Annotated in this window: 18 protein-coding genes; 10 read left to right on the top strand and 8 right to left on the bottom strand. The window is 66.8% G+C overall.

Features of this window, described 5'->3' with window-relative positions; genetic code table 11:
* The first annotated feature begins 167 nt into the window (after positions 1–167).
* On the top strand, positions 168–1,691 hold the full coding sequence (locus tag AC0ZJQ_RS04765; RefSeq protein ID WP_003287184.1) for a fumarate hydratase: 1,524 nt from the start codon (positions 168–170) through the stop codon (positions 1,689–1,691).
* A 62-nt stretch (positions 1,692–1,753) separates the two neighbouring features.
* Here AC0ZJQ_RS04765 and AC0ZJQ_RS04760 read toward each other — a convergent pair whose 3' ends face one another.
* From AC0ZJQ_RS04760 to AC0ZJQ_RS04745, 4 genes are all read right to left on the bottom strand, one after another.
* Positions 1,754–1,975: a VF530 family protein gene (locus AC0ZJQ_RS04760; protein ID WP_003287186.1), complete on the bottom strand. Its 222-nt coding sequence runs from the start codon at positions 1,973–1,975 to the stop codon at positions 1,754–1,756.
* Between the two features lie 60 nt (positions 1,976–2,035).
* Positions 2,036–2,617: a DJ-1/PfpI family protein gene (locus AC0ZJQ_RS04755; protein WP_009867865.1), complete on the bottom strand. Its 582-nt coding sequence runs from the start codon at positions 2,615–2,617 to the stop codon at positions 2,036–2,038.
* Positions 2,618–2,677: 60 nt separating this feature from the next.
* The gene (locus AC0ZJQ_RS04750; RefSeq protein WP_314019907.1) at positions 2,678–3,835 is read right to left on the bottom strand and encodes a phospholipase D-like domain-containing protein; all 1,158 of its coding nucleotides are present in this window, start codon (positions 3,833–3,835) and stop codon (positions 2,678–2,680) included.
* A 211-nt stretch (positions 3,836–4,046) separates the two neighbouring features.
* Complete coding sequence (locus AC0ZJQ_RS04745) at positions 4,047–4,985, bottom strand: acyl-CoA dehydrogenase family protein (protein ID WP_476477385.1); 939 nt, start codon at positions 4,983–4,985, stop codon at positions 4,047–4,049.
* Between the two features lie 175 nt (positions 4,986–5,160).
* Here AC0ZJQ_RS04745 and olsB point away from each other — a divergent pair, with 175 nt between their 5' ends.
* Genes olsB through AC0ZJQ_RS04730 form a run of 3 tightly spaced genes read left to right on the top strand, consistent with a single transcriptional unit; the run spans position 5,161 to position 7,286 of the window.
* Complete coding sequence (gene olsB / locus AC0ZJQ_RS04740) at positions 5,161–5,907, top strand: L-ornithine N(alpha)-acyltransferase (RefSeq protein WP_213662755.1); 747 nt, start codon at positions 5,161–5,163, stop codon at positions 5,905–5,907.
* Positions 5,907–6,677 (top strand): lysophospholipid acyltransferase family protein, encoded by a 771-nt coding sequence (locus AC0ZJQ_RS04735; protein ID WP_155551604.1) that lies wholly within the window; start codon positions 5,907–5,909, stop codon positions 6,675–6,677. Before olsB ends, AC0ZJQ_RS04735 begins: the two co-directional genes overlap by 1 nt.
* Positions 6,678–6,710: 33 nt before the next feature.
* Entirely contained in the window at positions 6,711–7,286 is a 576-nt protein-coding gene (locus AC0ZJQ_RS04730; RefSeq protein ID WP_003287194.1) for an acyl carrier protein phosphodiesterase, read from the top strand.
* A 9-nt stretch (positions 7,287–7,295) separates the two neighbouring features.
* Here AC0ZJQ_RS04730 and AC0ZJQ_RS04725 read toward each other — a convergent pair whose 3' ends face one another.
* Positions 7,296–7,748, bottom strand: coding sequence for a flavodoxin (locus AC0ZJQ_RS04725; protein WP_003287196.1), 453 nt, complete (start codon positions 7,746–7,748; stop codon positions 7,296–7,298).
* A 204-nt stretch (positions 7,749–7,952) separates the two neighbouring features.
* Here AC0ZJQ_RS04725 and AC0ZJQ_RS04720 point away from each other — a divergent pair, with 204 nt between their 5' ends.
* From AC0ZJQ_RS04720 to cysZ, 6 genes are all read left to right on the top strand, one after another.
* Positions 7,953–8,567: a PilZ domain-containing protein gene (locus AC0ZJQ_RS04720; RefSeq protein WP_213662753.1), complete on the top strand. Its 615-nt coding sequence runs from the start codon at positions 7,953–7,955 to the stop codon at positions 8,565–8,567.
* Positions 8,568–8,627: 60 nt separating this feature from the next.
* A complete protein-coding gene (gene folM / locus AC0ZJQ_RS04715) occupies positions 8,628–9,338 on the top strand; it encodes a dihydromonapterin reductase (protein WP_314019777.1) in 711 nt (236 codons plus the stop codon).
* 20 nt (positions 9,339–9,358) lie between these two features.
* Positions 9,359–9,733 (top strand): dihydroneopterin triphosphate 2'-epimerase, encoded by a 375-nt coding sequence (gene folX, locus AC0ZJQ_RS04710; RefSeq protein WP_003287200.1) that lies wholly within the window; start codon positions 9,359–9,361, stop codon positions 9,731–9,733.
* 104 nt (positions 9,734–9,837) lie between these two features.
* Positions 9,838–10,131, top strand: a complete 294-nt coding sequence (locus AC0ZJQ_RS04705; RefSeq protein WP_003287201.1) for a DUF1244 domain-containing protein — start codon at positions 9,838–9,840, stop codon at positions 10,129–10,131.
* Positions 10,128–10,466 carry a HopJ type III effector protein gene (locus tag AC0ZJQ_RS04700; protein WP_009867883.1) on the top strand — a complete coding sequence of 113 codons (339 nt, stop codon included), beginning with the start codon at positions 10,128–10,130 and terminating at the stop codon, positions 10,464–10,466. The genes AC0ZJQ_RS04705 and AC0ZJQ_RS04700 overlap by 4 nt, the downstream gene beginning before the upstream one ends.
* A gap of 228 nt (positions 10,467–10,694) precedes the next feature.
* The gene (gene cysZ, locus AC0ZJQ_RS04695) at positions 10,695–11,453 is read left to right on the top strand and encodes a sulfate transporter CysZ (RefSeq protein WP_476477384.1); all 759 of its coding nucleotides are present in this window, start codon (positions 10,695–10,697) and stop codon (positions 11,451–11,453) included.
* A gap of 69 nt (positions 11,454–11,522) precedes the next feature.
* Here cysZ and AC0ZJQ_RS04690 read toward each other — a convergent pair whose 3' ends face one another.
* The 3 genes from AC0ZJQ_RS04690 to AC0ZJQ_RS04680 all read right to left on the bottom strand — a co-directional run bounded on the left by AC0ZJQ_RS04690 (position 11,523) and on the right by AC0ZJQ_RS04680 (position 13,905).
* Complete coding sequence (locus AC0ZJQ_RS04690; RefSeq protein ID WP_003287204.1) at positions 11,523–12,632, bottom strand: NADH:flavin oxidoreductase; 1,110 nt, start codon at positions 12,630–12,632, stop codon at positions 11,523–11,525.
* A gap of 44 nt (positions 12,633–12,676) precedes the next feature.
* Positions 12,677–13,273 carry a TetR/AcrR family transcriptional regulator gene (locus tag AC0ZJQ_RS04685; protein ID WP_003287206.1) on the bottom strand — a complete coding sequence of 199 codons (597 nt, stop codon included), beginning with the start codon at positions 13,271–13,273 and terminating at the stop codon, positions 12,677–12,679.
* Between the two features lie 149 nt (positions 13,274–13,422).
* On the bottom strand, positions 13,423–13,905 hold the full coding sequence (locus tag AC0ZJQ_RS04680; protein WP_077683648.1) for a glutathione peroxidase: 483 nt from the start codon (positions 13,903–13,905) through the stop codon (positions 13,423–13,425).
* Between the last annotated feature and the right edge of the window lie 40 nt (positions 13,906–13,945).

Below are 13,945 nucleotides of genomic sequence, written 5' to 3'. Positions count from 1 at the left end.
GCACTCTACGCCAGCAAATTTCAAAAACCTAGCCAACATCCCTTCGCTCCCGGTCCATCCGTGTACCCGCCAGCCCGACGAGTTATACTGCCGCGCCCTTTTCACTCGGCACGCCGACTGCCACGCTCGACGCGCCGAATCCCCGCCCCGTCAAGAGGACGCGCTGCATGACCGTGATCAAGCAAGACGACCTGATTCAAAGCGTCGCCGACGCTTTGCAGTTCATTTCTTACTACCACCCCGTCGACTTCATCCAGGCGATGCACGAAGCCTACCTGCGTGAAGAATCGCCGGCCGCGCGCGACTCCATGGCGCAGATCCTGATCAACTCGCGCATGTGCGCCACCGGTCACCGGCCGATCTGCCAGGACACCGGCATCGTCACCGTGTTCGTCCGTGTCGGCATGGACGTGCGCTGGGACGGCGCCACCATGAGCCTGGACGACATGATCAACGAGGGCGTGCGCCGCGCCTACAACCTGCCGGAAAACGTCCTGCGTGCTTCGATCCTGGCCGACCCGGCAGGTTCCCGCAAGAACACTAAGGACAATACCCCGGCCGTCATCCACTACTCCATCGTTCCCGGCGACAAGGTGGAAGTGGACGTCGCGGCCAAGGGCGGCGGCTCCGAGAACAAGTCGAAGATGGCCATGCTCAACCCGTCCGACTCGATCGTCGACTGGGTGCTGAAGACCGTGCCGGAAATGGGCGCTGGCTGGTGCCCGCCGGGCATGCTCGGCATCGGCATCGGCGGTACCGCCGAGAAGGCCGCGGTGATGGCCAAGGAAGTCCTCATGGACCCGATCGACATCCACGAGCTGAAGGCCCGCGGTCCGCAGAACCGCATCGAGGAGCTGCGCCTGGAGCTGTTCGAGAAGGTCAACCAGCTGGGTATCGGCGCCCAGGGCCTCGGCGGCCTGACCACCGTGCTCGACGTGAAGATCATGGACTACCCGACCCACGCCGCCTCGCTGCCGGTGTGCATGATCCCCAACTGCGCCGCCACCCGCCACGCGCACTTCGTGCTCGATGGCTCCGGCCCGGCCAGCCTGGAAGCGCCGTCGCTGGACGCCTACCCGGAAATCGTCTGGGAAGCCGGTCCGAGTGCACGCCGCGTCAACCTCGACACCATCACCCCGGAAGAAGTGCAGAGCTGGAAGCCGGGTGAAACCATCCTGCTCAACGGCAAGATGCTCACCGGCCGCGACGCCGCGCACAAGCGCATGGTCGACATGCTGAACAAGGGTGAAGAGCTGCCGGTGGACCTCAAGGGTCGCTTCATCTACTACGTCGGCCCGGTCGATCCGGTTGGTGACGAAGTGGTTGGTCCGGCTGGCCCGACCACTGCCACGCGCATGGACAAGTTCACCCGGCAGATCCTCGAAAGCACCGGCCTGTTGGGCATGATCGGCAAGTCCGAGCGCGGCCCGATCGCCATCGAAGCAATCAAGGACAACAAGGCCGTGTACCTGATGGCCGTCGGCGGCGCCGCCTACCTGGTCGCCCAGGCGATCAAGAAGTCCAAGGTGCTGGCCTTCGCCGAACTGGGCATGGAAGCGATCTACGAGTTCGAGGTGAAGGACATGCCGGTCACCGTGGCCGTCGACACCAAGGGCGAGTCGGTGCACATCACCGGCCCGGCGATCTGGAAGCAGAAGATCGCCGACAGCCTGGCGGTGGAAGTGCAGTAAGCGCCTCAGCGGAACGAAAAGCCCGGCCTAGTGCCGGGCTTTTTGCTTTCACATCGCGCAAATCAACCGCGGCGGCGCAGCTGCACGAACAGCGCTTCGACCTTCTGCCGTGCCCATGGCGTGCGGCGCAGGAACGTCAGGCTCGACTTGATGCTCGGCTCGCTCTTGAAGCAGCGGATATCGACGCGCTGCGCCAGCCCTTCCCAGCCGTAGTGCGCCTGCAGTTCGACCAGCATCGCCTCGAGGGTGATGCCGTGCAGTGGATTGTTCGGGGCGCTGCTCACCTGCGGTTCTCCTTGTTAGCTGACGAAAGCCTGGCCGCCGGCGGGCGGCGGCCCGGCATGCTACAGGGTTATCTCGGTGCCGAGCAGCTTGAGGAAGCCCGCCAGCCACGCCGGATGCGCCGGCCAGGCGGGCGCACTGACGAGATTGCCTTGCGTGTGCGCCTGATCCACCGGGATGTCGACGTACTCGCCACCGGCCAGCTTCACTTCCGGCGCGCAGGCCGGATAGGCACTGCAGGCGCGGCCCTTGAGCACGCCGGCGGCGGCCAGCAGCTGCGCGCCGTGGCAAACCGCGGCAATCGGCTTGTTCGCCGCATCGAAGGCGCGCACCAGCGCCAGCACCTGCTCGTTCAGGCGCAGGTACTCCGGCGCGCGGCCACCGGGAATCACCAGCGCGTCGTAGTCCTCGGCGCGCACGGCGGCGAAGTCGAAGTTCAGCGCAAAGTTGTGGCCGGGTTTCTCGCTGTAGGTCTGGTCGCCCTCGAAGTCGTGGATGGCGGTGCGCACGGTCTGGCCGGCCTGCTTGTCCGGACACACCGCATGCACGCGGTGGCCGACCATCTGCAGCGCCTGGAACGGCACCATCGTCTCGTAGTCTTCGGCATAGTCGCCGACCAGCATCAGGATGTTCTTCGCTGCCATTGGATCGTCCTCTTTTCCAGATAGGGAGCTGCGCTCCGGTGCAGGGCGGCCATCGGCTGATCAGCCGCCGCGGTTGAAGATGTTGACCAGCAGGCGATCCAGCCAGCCCCACATGCGCTGATACAGGCGCATGTGCAACGGGCGGGCATACCAGCTGCGCAGGTCGATTTCCTGGCTCTGCTGGAAGTCGCGCTCGAAGCTCTGCACGACCTGCTCGGTGAGCGCCGGATCGATCGCTTCGAGGTTCGCCTCCAGGTTCCAGCGCAGGTTCCAGTGATCGAAATTGCATGAACCGACGCTGACCCAGTCGTCCACCAACACCATCTTCAGGTGCGAGAAGTGTGGCTGGTATTCGTGGATGCGCACGCCGGCGCGCAGCAGCCGCGGATAGAAGCGCTGTCCGGCATAGCGCACCGGCGGATGATCGGTGTTGCGGCTGGTCAGCAGCAGGCGCACCTCCACCCCGCGCCGGGCCGCGTAGATCAGCGCACGGCGCACCTTGCCGGTAGGCAGGAAATAGGGTGTGGCCAGCCAGATGCGCGTCTGCGCGCGCCGCAGGTTGTGCAACAGGCTGTGCAGAATGTCGGTGTGCTGGCGCGCCGCTGCATAGGCCACCCGACCGAGACCCGAGCCGGTCGGCAGCAGCGGAATCCGCGGGATCCTGCGCGGCAGCGGCAGCTGCCAGATGCGTCGGCGCTGGCAGTTCACCCACTGCGCATCGAACAGCGCCTGCCAGTCCTGCAGCAGCGGCCCGCTCATCTCGACCATCACCTCGTGCCAATGCTCGTCCGGACGTTGCGGGTTCCAGAACTGATCGGTGGCACCCGCGCCGCCGACGAAACCGGTGCAGCCGTCGACCAGCAACAGCTTGCGGTGGTCGCGGTGCAGGTTGCGGAACTTCAAGCGCAGCGCCAGCGGGTTGTACAGCCGCAGCTCAACGCCCGCTGCGGCGAGACGGTCGCGGCTGGCCTGGCCCATCTTCAGGCAGCCGAAGCCATCGAACAGACAGCGCACCCGCACGCCCCGCTCCGCCACTGCCAGCAGCACCTCGAGCAGACGCTCCAGGCAGCGGCCGTCCTCGACCAGATAGAGTTCCAGATCCACCCGCCGCTCGGCTCGGGCGATGGCCTCGAGCATCGCCGGAAAGAACTGCGGGCCGTCGATCAGCAGGCGAAAACGATTGGCCTTGCGCCAGGGAAATACCGAGCCGGCCAGCATCATCGACGACCGGTCTCGGTGGATACGCCGGCAAGGGCAGGCAAACGAAACAGTGTCATGAAATCCTTTTTCCGATCGAGTCGCCGCGAGGACGGCCATGGCGGCGGGGCTGAGGCCGGGGCAGCTTAACCAGTCCGCCGGTCCCGGCAAAGGGCCGCCTCCGGCCCCGCGCGGCGCGCTGGCGAGCCGGCCGGCAGATATCGCCGCCCGTCTATATAGGCGCGCCGCCGCGAGCCGAGTTCCCCTGAGTCTCCGCCTCCGTGCCTGCCAGCCCCAGCTGCAGCCAGGCCTTGCGCAGTCGCTCGGCCTGCGCGCCACGCGCCAGCCCGAGCACGCCGCGGTCGCGCAACCACATCGCCGACCAGTCGCCGGGCGTCGCCGCCAGCGCACCTTCGAGTTCCGTCTGCAGCGCGGCAAACTGCTCGCTCAGCGCCGCCAGCAGCACGTGTGTGACGGCAGCCTCGACCGGCTGCCGTGCGACTTCCGCTGCGCTGGCCAGCAACCCGACCAGGCGCAGCAGCAGCGCCTGCGACCAGCGATGCTCCAGTGCCACGCCGCACAGCCAGCCGAGCAGCGCGACCAGCACGTAGAGGTCCTCGTGCGTGCGAAATGGTTTGACGTAGTCGTCCCAGCCGTCGCCCGGCAGGCGCTCGCCCATGGCCTCGACCAGCACCAGCCGCCCATGCGCGATGTCCGGCAGCAGCGGCAGCGGTGCGCCGGCTTCGAGCAGCACCCCGCCAGCGTCGGCCGCGAGCAGGTACATGCCCAGACGCGGCGCATCGCCGATGCGTTCTTCGCGGGCCGGCACCAGCAGCCAGGCGGCCGCATCGCCGGCGGTGACGAAATCCTTGCGGCCGTCCAGACGGCCGTCGCGCAGGCGGGTGGTCATGTCGGCCGGGCGCAACCGCCGGTTTTCCGTGGCGCAGAGTGCGCCGAGCCCCGCCGGTGCGTCCGTCCACAGTGCCCGCAACGCCTGCTGGTAGCCGGCGAGAAAGGCCAGCCCCGGCGTCGCCGCCAACCGGCCACCCAGCAGCGCGCCGGCGAAGGGTGCGGCGCCGGCCGTGCGCTGCTGCACCGCGGCGTACCAGTCGTCCAGACGCCCGCCTGCCGGCAGCCGCGCCAGCGGCCCCAGCCATTCATGCCAAGCCATATTCCCTCCCGAACCGCCCGCTGCGGGCGTCACCCAACCATCACCGATCCGTCACAGGCGTGACACGCCAGCTACCTAGCCTGACCCGGCCATCAGATCGACCGAGCGCAACCATAACAACCAGGCGCCGCCGATTACCAACCCGCCACAGCCGGGCGGAACAGGAGTAGACAGCATGAACGCCATCGCTCACCCCCGCAGCACCCGTCAACTGCAGGCCGAACGCCTGGTCGGCACCGCCGCCCTTCGCGAAGCCCAGGCGCTGCGCTACCGCGTGTTCAGCAGCGAGTTCGACGCTCGCCTGCAAGGCGCCGAGTTCGGTCTGGACATCGATGACTACGATGCGCATTGCAGCCACATCGGCGTGCGCGATCTGTCCAGCGGCGCACTGGTCGCCACCACGCGCCTGCTCGATCACCTCACCGCGCGGCGCATCGGCCATTTCTACAGCGAGCAGGAGTTCAGTCTGCACGGGCTGGCAGCGCTGGACGAGCCGGTGCTGGAGATCGGCCGCACCTGTGTCGATCCCGCCTATCGCAACGGCGCAACCATCGCCGTGCTCTGGGGCGAGCTGGCCGAGGTACTCAACCAGGGCGGCTACCGCTACCTGATGGGCTGCGCCAGCATCTCCATGCGCGATGGCGGCGTGCAGGCGCAGGCGATCATGCAGCGCTTGCGCGAAGGCCATCTGAGCACCGAGCTGCTGCGCGCCGAACCGAAGACGCCGCTGCCGCCGCTGGAGCTGGCGGCGAACGTCACCGCGCAGCTGCCGCCGCTGCTCAAGGCCTACATGCGCCTGGGCGCGAAGATCTGCGGCGAGCCGTGCTGGGACGCGGACTTCCAGGTCGCCGACGTGTTCATCCTGCTCAAGCGCGACGAACTCTGTCCGCGTTACGCGCGGCACTTCAAGGCGGCAGTGTGATGCGGCGACTGCGCCGCTACCTGCGGCTGGCACGGATCGCCACGCTGTTGTTGGCGGGCCTGGCGCTCGCCAGCGCCATCGAGCTGGGCCGGCGGATCGGCGTGCAGACCTCGATGGCGCGCAAGCAGCGCCTGACCTGCTGGTTCCTCGCCCGTCTGGCGCGGGCACTGCCGCTGCGCGTGCGGATCATCGGCGACCGGCCGCGCGAGCCGATGCTGTGGGTCGCCAACCACATTTCCTGGAGCGACATTCCGCTGCTCGGCGCCCTGCTGCCGATCTCCTTCCTGGCCAAGGCCGAGGTGCGCCAGTGGCCGGTGCTGGGCTGGCTGGCGCAGCAGGCCGGCACGCTGTTCATCCGCCGTGGCGCCGGCGATGCGGGACGAGTCAGCCGCGAACTGGCCGGCCACCTGCACCACGGCCGGCATCTGCTGATCTTCCCGGAAGGCACCTCGACCGATGGCAGCACCCTGCGCACCTTCCATTCGCGACTGTTCGCCTGCGCGGTGGAATCCGCCTGTCCGGTTCAGCCCGTTGCGATTCGCTATCTGCGTGACGGCCAGGCCGATCCGCTGGCACCGTTCATCGGTGACGACGAGCTGCCCGCGCACCTGCTGCGCCTGCTCGACGCCGAGGTGGCGGAGGTGGAAATCCATCTGCTGCCGCCAATTTCCAGCCACGATCGCAGCCCGCGCGAGCTGGCACGCCAGGCGCAGGAGGCGATCGCCCTGACGTTGTTCGGCGACACCCCGCAACTGCAGCGAGCAGCCTAGCGCCGGCGGCCGGCAACTGGTTAAGCTCGGCCGATGAACTACCTCGCACACCTGCATCTGGGCGGTGCCCAGCCGGCTGAACTGCTCGGCAGCCTCTACGGCGACTTCGTCAAGGGACCCCTGCAGGGCCGCTGGCCGGCGCAGATCGAAGCCGGCATCCGCCTGCACCGACAGATCGACGCCTTCACCGACAGCCATCCGCTGGTGCTGCAGGCCAAGGCGCGCTTCCCGGCCGCGCGGCGGCGCTACGCCGGCATCCTACTGGACCTGTTCTTCGATCACTGCCTGGCGGCCAACTGGCCGGACTATTCCAGCGAGCCGCTGGAGCAGTTCACCCTGCGTGTCTACCGCGTGCTGCAGAACGAGCCACAGCTGCCCGGCAAGCTGGCATTGATCGCACCGCGCATGGCGGCGCAGGACTGGCTCGGCAGCTACCGCGAGTTCGCCGTGCTGGAGCAGGTGCTGGCAGGCATGAGCCGCAGGCTCAGTCGCCCGGAAGGCCTCGCCGGCGGCCTGGAGGAACTGCAGCAGCTGTACGCACCGCTGCAGGATGACTTTCGCGCCTTCTATCCGCAGCTGTGCGCCTTCGCCCGCCGCGCAGCGGGCTGAGCGCCGGTCTCAGCCGCGCAGGATTTCGGCGAAGCGCGCCAGCCAGGGCTCGGCGTCGACTTCCGGCGTGACCGTCTCGCTGCCATCGATCCGCAGCATTTCCTGCACTTCCCGCACGCCGAGCTCGGCGAACAGTTCGCGCACCAGCTCGCCGCCGCCGCAGAATGTATCGCCATAGCTGGCGTCACCCAGGGCGATCACCCCGCCGGGCAGCCCGTGCCAGGCCGGAAACTGTTCGCGGATGGCCGAATACAGCGGCACGAAGCTGTCCGGCAGCTCGCCCATGCCGGTGGTGGAGGTCACCACCAGCAGCGCTTGCGGCGCGAACTCCAGCACCTGTGGCAGTTGTGCGCGCGGGTCGTGCCAGGCATCGAAACCGGCGGCCTTGAGCTGGCGCTCGGCATGACGGGCGACGTCCTCGGCGCTGCCGTAAACGCTGCCGGAAAGGATGGCGACTTTCATGAGGGGATCTCCGCAAATTGAAGCCGGCCATTATGCCGCAAGGCGCGCGCCTGTCGGACATCGCGGGCGGCGAATCGGCAAAATCCGACAACCGTACTGAACTATTCTTGGAAATCGTGATCACAGCGCGCAACAAACCGCCCGGCACGGATCGCCGCGCCGCGGTCGTCGGCGCCCGCCGCGCCGACTCTTCGAGGAAGCGACATGGCCGAACGGACAGTCCTGACCAGCGATGAGCTGGCCTTCATCAACAAGCTCATGCATCGCGCGGCCAACGGCCATGGCGAGCGCACTGCCGGCTTTCGCCTCGACGGCGGAGCGCAGTCCAACGAACTGCTGCTGGCGCTGGCGACCCACGCAGAGCTTTCGCTCGAAGCGAAAACCGCCGAGTTCCGCATGAGCTTCCCGGTGCAGATCAAGGAGGACGAGTTCCACAGCCTGCATCTGCATCTGGCGCCGCCGGTCATCTTCGAGCGCGGCCCGATCAACCGGGCCTGGCGCCTGCACCTCGAACAACCGCTGGCGCTGCTCAAGCGCGACGGCGAGGCAAGTCCGCTGCGCGTCTGCGAGCTGTCCTCGCACGGGTTGCTGGTCAAGGCCGGCAGCGGGCGCAAACCACCCAAGCATTTCCACCTTTGTCTGGCACTGCCCGACGACACGCCGCTGGAAGTCGAGGCGCACCGGGTGCGCGAAATCGACGACGGTTTGGCGGCCTACGAGGTGGAGTTCAACGGCGAACAGGATGCCGAACGCATCCGCAGCTTCCTTTACCGCCAGCATCGGCGCCTGCACCCCGAGTCGTCCGCCGATCTGGTGTAAGCTGGACGGCCAGCGCTGCACACCGGCATGACGGCAGCGCCTGACCGACCGAGGCGCCCGATGAGCCAATCCCCGCTTCCCATCCTGATCACCGGCGCCGGCCAGCGAATCGGCCTGCATTGCGCCGAGCGCCTGCTCGACGACGGCCATCCCGTCATCATCAGCTACCGCCGCGAACGCGAAGGCGTGGCGCATCTGCGCAGCCGCGGAGCGATCACGCTGGCCGCCGATTTCGCCGATACCGCCGGCATTCTGGCCTTCATCGAAACGCTCAAGGCGCACACCGACGGCCTGCGTGCCATCGTGCACAACGCTTCCGAATGGCACAGCGAAACGCCCGGGCAGGAAGCCGAGCTGTTCCAGCGCATGTTCAGCGTGCACATGCTCGCGCCATACCTGATCAACCTGCACGGCGCCGCGCTGCTACGCCACGGGGGCGCGGCGGACATCGTGCACATCGGCGACGACGTCACCCGTCGCGGCAGCAGCAAGCACATTGCCTACGCGGCGAGCAAAGCCGGGCTGGACAACCTCACGCTGTCGTTCGCCGCCAGCCTGGCGCCGCAGATCAAGGTCAACGGCATCGCCCCGGCACTGATCCAGTTCAATCCCGACGATGACGAGGCCTACCGGCGCAAGGCCCTGGCCAAATCGGCTCTGGGCATCGAGCCCGGCGCCGAGGTGATCTACCAGAGCCTGCGCTATCTGCTCGACAATCCCTATGTCACCGGCACCATCCTCACGGTGAACGGCGGCCGCCACCTGATCTGACCCGCCTACAAGGAGACCCCATGCCCAGACTGGAACCCTCGATGGCGCGCATTCGCGTCAAAGACCTGCGCCTGCGCACGTTCATCGGCATCAAGGAAGAGGAAATCCTCAACAAGCAGGACGTGCTGATCAACCTGACCATGCTCTACCCCGCCGCCGATGCGGTGCGTGACAACGTTATCGATCACGCCCTGAACTACCGCACCATCACCAAGGCAATCATCCGTCACGTCGAGGACAACCGTTTCGCCCTGCTGGAGCGCCTCACCCAGGAAATCCTCGACCTGATCATGCAGCACCCGCAGGTGCGCTATGCCGAAGTCGAAGTCGACAAGCCCCACGCGCTGCGCTTCGCCGAGTCCGTCTCGATCACCCTGGCCGCGCACCGCGACTGAAACGCGACGGTCCAGCGCCTCGCGCGACGGCGCTGGCGAGGCTGGTCGCTGCCCAGTACCGAGGTTATGATCCGGCCCACCTCAGCCAACGCCGAGAAGCAGACATGAACGAGCAAGAACGCACCGAACTGGAAGCCGCCGCCTTCCGCCGCCTGGTCCAGCACCTGCGCAGCCGTCCGGACGTGCAGAATATCGACCTGATGAACCTCGCCGGCTTCTGCCGCAATTGCCTGTCCAAGTGGTACAAGGCCGCCGCCGACGACCTCGACGTCGCCGTCAGCGTCGACGAGGCGCGCGAAGAGGTGTACGGCATGCCCTACGCCGAATGGAAGAAGCGCTACCAGAAGGAAGCGACGTCCGAGCAACAGGCCGCCTTCGACAAGGGCCAGAAGCCATGAGCAGCCTCAAGGACTTCCGCGCCAGCCTGCGCAACCGCAACCACCCGTTCAGCGCCACGCTCGCATTCATCGCTGAGCACTACGACTACCAGCCGAGCCGCTTCATCAACGGTGGTGTGGAAAACGCCGCGGGGGAGAACGAGGGTTCCTGCAAGACGCTGGGCCTCGCGCTGCTGGAAGGCTTCTCCACCGAGGAAGCGCTGCTGGCCTTCGGCGAGCATTACCAGGCCGTGCTGGCCTCACCGACCGGCTCCGACCATCGCAACATCCGCGCGCTGATGGAAACCGGCCTGCCGGGCGTTCGCTTCGACCGGCAGCCGCTCAGCCGGCGCTGAGCACCGCGTCGCCAGAAGAAAAAAGGGCCATTCCAAAGCGCTAGGGGAAGGCTGTGAGTGGATGACCCTTGGGAAACCGATGGCGCCACTCTAGGCGCCCCGCGCTGCCCGGTAAAATTCAACCCGTCCATCCTCACCATAGACCTAACCTATCCCTCCCCGGTGCGACTTTGCGCCGTCGGGCAAAGTCGGTATGGTCCCGTCGTTTTCCTCTGCTGGAGCTTGCGCATGTCGTTGCCCGCCCTTTCCGGCCCGCAGTACCTTCGTGAGGGCCTGAAACTAGTCCTCAGCCCGGGGTTGCGGCTGTTCGTGCTCCTGCCGCTGACCGTCAACGTGCTGCTGTTCGTCGGCCTGATCTGGCTTGCCATGCGTCAGTTCGGACTCTGGGTCGAGGCGTTCATGCCGAGCCTGCCGGACTGGCTGACCTTTCTCGAATATCTGCTCTGGCCGCTGTTCGTCGCGCTGGTCGTGCTGATGGTGTTCTTCACCTTCACCCTGCTCGCCAACGTCATCGCCGCGCCGTTCAACGGCTTCCTCGCGGAGAAGGTCGAGGTGGTGGCGCGCGGTGAGGATACGGCGCCGCCGTTCAGCTGGGCCGAACTGCTGGCCATGCTGCCGCGTACCCTGGCCCGCGAAGCGCGCAAGCTGGCCTATTTCGCGCCACGCGCGCTGGCGCTGCTGCTGCTGTCGTTCATTCCGGTGCTGAACCTTGTCGCCGCGCCGCTGTGGCTGCTGTTCGGCATCTGGATGATGGCGGTGCAGTACATCGACTATCCGGCGGACAACAACCGGGTGAGCTGGACGGAGATGCTGACCTGGCTGCGCCAGCGCCGCTGGCAGAGCCTGAGCTTCGGTGCGGTGACCTATGCGGCGCTGCTGGTGCCCGGCCTGAACCTGCTGATCATGCCGGCCGCGGTCGCCGGAGCGACCCTGTTGTGGGTCCGAGAGGGTGGCCAAAGTCACGCGCTGGCCAAACGCCCGAGCTAGCGCCGGGCGAAAAAGAAAAAGGCCGGAACGCCGCAAGCGTTCCGGCCTTTTTGCATCGCGACGAATGCGTCAGGCGAGCGTCTTCAACGCCTCGCGGCTGAATGGCAGCACGTCCTGCATCCGCCCTTCGCGCACTTTCTGCGCCCAGTCCGGATCGACCAGCAGCGCACGCCCCACCGCGACCAGATCGAATTCCTGCCGGTTCAGGCGCTCCAGCAGGCCTTCGATGTTCGCCGGTTGAGCGACCTTGTCGGTCTTGACCATGTACTGCAGGAACTCGTCGTCCAGGCCGACGCTGCCCACGGTGATCGTCGGCTTGCCGGTCAGCTGGCGCGTCCAGCCGGCGAGGTTCAGCGGTGAACCCTCGAACTCCGGCTCCCAGAAACGCCGCGTCGAACAATGGAAGATGTCCACACCCGCCGCTGACAGCGGCGCGAGGAATTCGCCCAGCTCCTCGGGGGTCTGCACCAGCCGTGCGCTGTAGTCCTGCTGCTTCCACTGCGAGAAGCGGAAGATGATCGGAAAGTCCGGCCCTACTGCCGCGCGAACCGCCTGAATCAGTTCGATGGCGAAGCGCGAACGGTTGGCCAGGCTGCCGCCATATTCGTCGGTACGCTGGTTGCTGCCGGCCCAGAAGAACTGGTCGATCAGATAACCATGAGCGCCGTGGATCTCCACGCCGTCCATGCCGATCGCCTGGGCATCGCGGGCGGCCTGGGCAAACGCGGCGATGACGTCCTGAATGTCCTGCTTGGTCATGCCGTGCACGACGACTTGGCCATCCTTGAGCTTTTCCATCGGGCCGTACCCCGGCACGCTCGCCTCCGGCTCGGTGCCGATGCGGCGCACATTGCCGACGTGCCAGAGCTGCGGAACGATGCGTCCACCAGCGGCGTGCACGGCATCGACCACCTGCTTCCAGCCGGCCAGTGCATCGGCGCCATAAAACCGCGGAACCTGCGGATAGCCGTTGGCGGCCGCGTGCCCGACCGTGGTGCCCTCGGTGATGATCAGCCCCACCCCGGATGCCGCCCGCCGCCGGTAGTACTCGACCACATCGGCGGTCGGCACGCCGTTGGGCGAGAACGAGCGGGTCATCGGCGCCATCACCACGCGGGTCGGCAGGTGCAGCGAACCCAGCTCGAACGGCTGGAACAAGGCATTTGCGGTAGCGGTCATGCGACTCTCCTGTTGTGTGTGTTGCGACGGTGCCGGGCGCAGGCTCACTGGCACTCCAGCAGCCGCGCCAGCTGATCGAGAAAACGCTGCAGCGGCGTCACGCTGCCGCTGACCTTCATGCGCAGCAGCGCGCCTTCCCAGGCGTTGCCGATGAATTCGGCGATGGCGGCGCAATCGCTGTCGGCGGCTATTTCGCCCTGACGGCGCGCCTGTTCCAGGCAGTCGGCCAGCAGCTCGACCGATTGCCCGAGAATCGCCAGCACCTTCTGGCCGATGGGCGGACACAGCTCGGCCATCTCGAAACTCAGGCTGCCGATGAAGCAGTGGTATTCGGGCTTTTCCTGGCGAGAGAAGTGCGCGGTCAGCTCGCGGTAATAGGCGAGGATGCGCTGGCAAGGGGTGCCGGGTGCCTCGTTGAGCGCCACCCGGTAACGCTCGAGGCGCGGGCGATACAACGCCTCGAGCGCTTGCAAGGCGAAGTCTTCCTTGCTGGCGAAGTAGTGATAGAACGAGCCCTTGGGCACGCCCGCGGCCTGCACGATCTCCTGCACGCCGGTGCCGTGATAGCCGCGACGGATCATCACCTGGGCACCTCTGGCGAGGATCAATGCGTGCTTGTCGTTGCGGGTCTGAGTGGTCATGCGGCGAGGATATGACCGGTCGTCTCGTCAGCCTAGGATCATCACCCGGGCTTATCGGCCACGATGTGTTACGAAGGCGCTACCGGCTTTCCCGGCGAGCGCGCAATCCCGAAACCCCGGCGCCCGTTGCAGGCGCCGGGGCGTGGGGATCAGGGCAGCGCCGCCTCGATCGCCTGGATCAGCGCCGGGTCATCCGGGCTGGTGCGTGGCGAGAAACGCGCCAGCACGCGGCCGTCGCGGTCGACCAGGAATTTCTCGAAGTTCCAGCTGATGTCGCCAGGAAAGTCCGCCCCCTCGCCTGCCAGCAGGCGATACAGCGGATGGCGTTGCGGCCCGTTGACTTCGAGCTTGCCGGTCAGCGGGAAGCTGACGCCGTAATTGAGGCTGCAGAACGCACGAATCTCTTCGTCGCTGCCTGGCTCCTGCGCGGCGAACTGGTTGCACGGCACGCCGAGCACGCTGAAGCCACGCTCGCGATACTGCTGGTGCAGCCGCTCAAGGCCCGCGTACTGGGGCGTCAAACCGCATTGCGAGGCGACGTTGACCACCAGCGTGAGCTTGTCGCCGAACGACGCCAGCGGCAGCTCCTGACCACCCAGCCCCGGCAGGACCAATTGATGAAATGCGCTCATGTCTTCCCTCCAGACAAAAAAAACGCCCCGGCCGCAACCG

It is taken from the genome of Stutzerimonas sp. 21-1, assembly GCF_056336065.1.
The sequence above is the reverse complement of the archived record's forward strand: the minus strand, read 5'-3'. Positions and strand labels throughout refer to the sequence as shown.

Bases quoted from the DNA above. Each gene is read 5' to 3' on its own strand.
- AC0ZJQ_RS04690 (WP_003287204.1), bottom strand. From the start codon at position 12,632: ATGACCGCTACCGCAAATGCCTTGTTCCAGCCGTTCGAGCTGGGTTCG.
- AC0ZJQ_RS04735 (WP_155551604.1), top strand. From the start codon at position 5,907: ATGCGGCGACTGCGCCGCTACCTGCGGCTGGCACGGATCGCCACGCTG.
- AC0ZJQ_RS04720 (WP_213662753.1), top strand. From the start codon at position 7,953: ATGGCCGAACGGACAGTCCTGACCAGCGATGAGCTGGCCTTCATCAAC.
- folM (WP_314019777.1), top strand. From the start codon at position 8,628: ATGAGCCAATCCCCGCTTCCCATCCTGATCACCGGCGCCGGCCAGCGA.
- AC0ZJQ_RS04705 (WP_003287201.1), top strand. From the start codon at position 9,838: ATGAACGAGCAAGAACGCACCGAACTGGAAGCCGCCGCCTTCCGCCGC.
- AC0ZJQ_RS04755 (WP_009867865.1), bottom strand. From the start codon at position 2,617: ATGGCAGCGAAGAACATCCTGATGCTGGTCGGCGACTATGCCGAAGAC.
- AC0ZJQ_RS04750 (WP_314019907.1), bottom strand. From the start codon at position 3,835: ATGCTGGCCGGCTCGGTATTTCCCTGGCGCAAGGCCAATCGTTTTCGC.
- AC0ZJQ_RS04730 (WP_003287194.1), top strand. From the start codon at position 6,711: ATGAACTACCTCGCACACCTGCATCTGGGCGGTGCCCAGCCGGCTGAA.
- AC0ZJQ_RS04680 (WP_077683648.1), bottom strand. From the start codon at position 13,905: ATGAGCGCATTTCATCAATTGGTCCTGCCGGGGCTGGGTGGTCAGGAG.
- AC0ZJQ_RS04685 (WP_003287206.1), bottom strand. From the start codon at position 13,273: ATGACCACTCAGACCCGCAACGACAAGCACGCATTGATCCTCGCCAGA.
- folX (WP_003287200.1), top strand. From the start codon at position 9,359: ATGCCCAGACTGGAACCCTCGATGGCGCGCATTCGCGTCAAAGACCTG.
- AC0ZJQ_RS04725 (WP_003287196.1), bottom strand. From the start codon at position 7,748: ATGAAAGTCGCCATCCTTTCCGGCAGCGTTTACGGCAGCGCCGAGGAC.
- AC0ZJQ_RS04745 (WP_476477385.1), bottom strand. From the start codon at position 4,985: ATGGCTTGGCATGAATGGCTGGGGCCGCTGGCGCGGCTGCCGGCAGGC.
- AC0ZJQ_RS04700 (WP_009867883.1), top strand. From the start codon at position 10,128: ATGAGCAGCCTCAAGGACTTCCGCGCCAGCCTGCGCAACCGCAACCAC.
- cysZ (WP_476477384.1), top strand. From the start codon at position 10,695: ATGTCGTTGCCCGCCCTTTCCGGCCCGCAGTACCTTCGTGAGGGCCTG.
- AC0ZJQ_RS04765 (WP_003287184.1), top strand. From the start codon at position 168: ATGACCGTGATCAAGCAAGACGACCTGATTCAAAGCGTCGCCGACGCT.
- olsB (WP_213662755.1), top strand. From the start codon at position 5,161: ATGAACGCCATCGCTCACCCCCGCAGCACCCGTCAACTGCAGGCCGAA.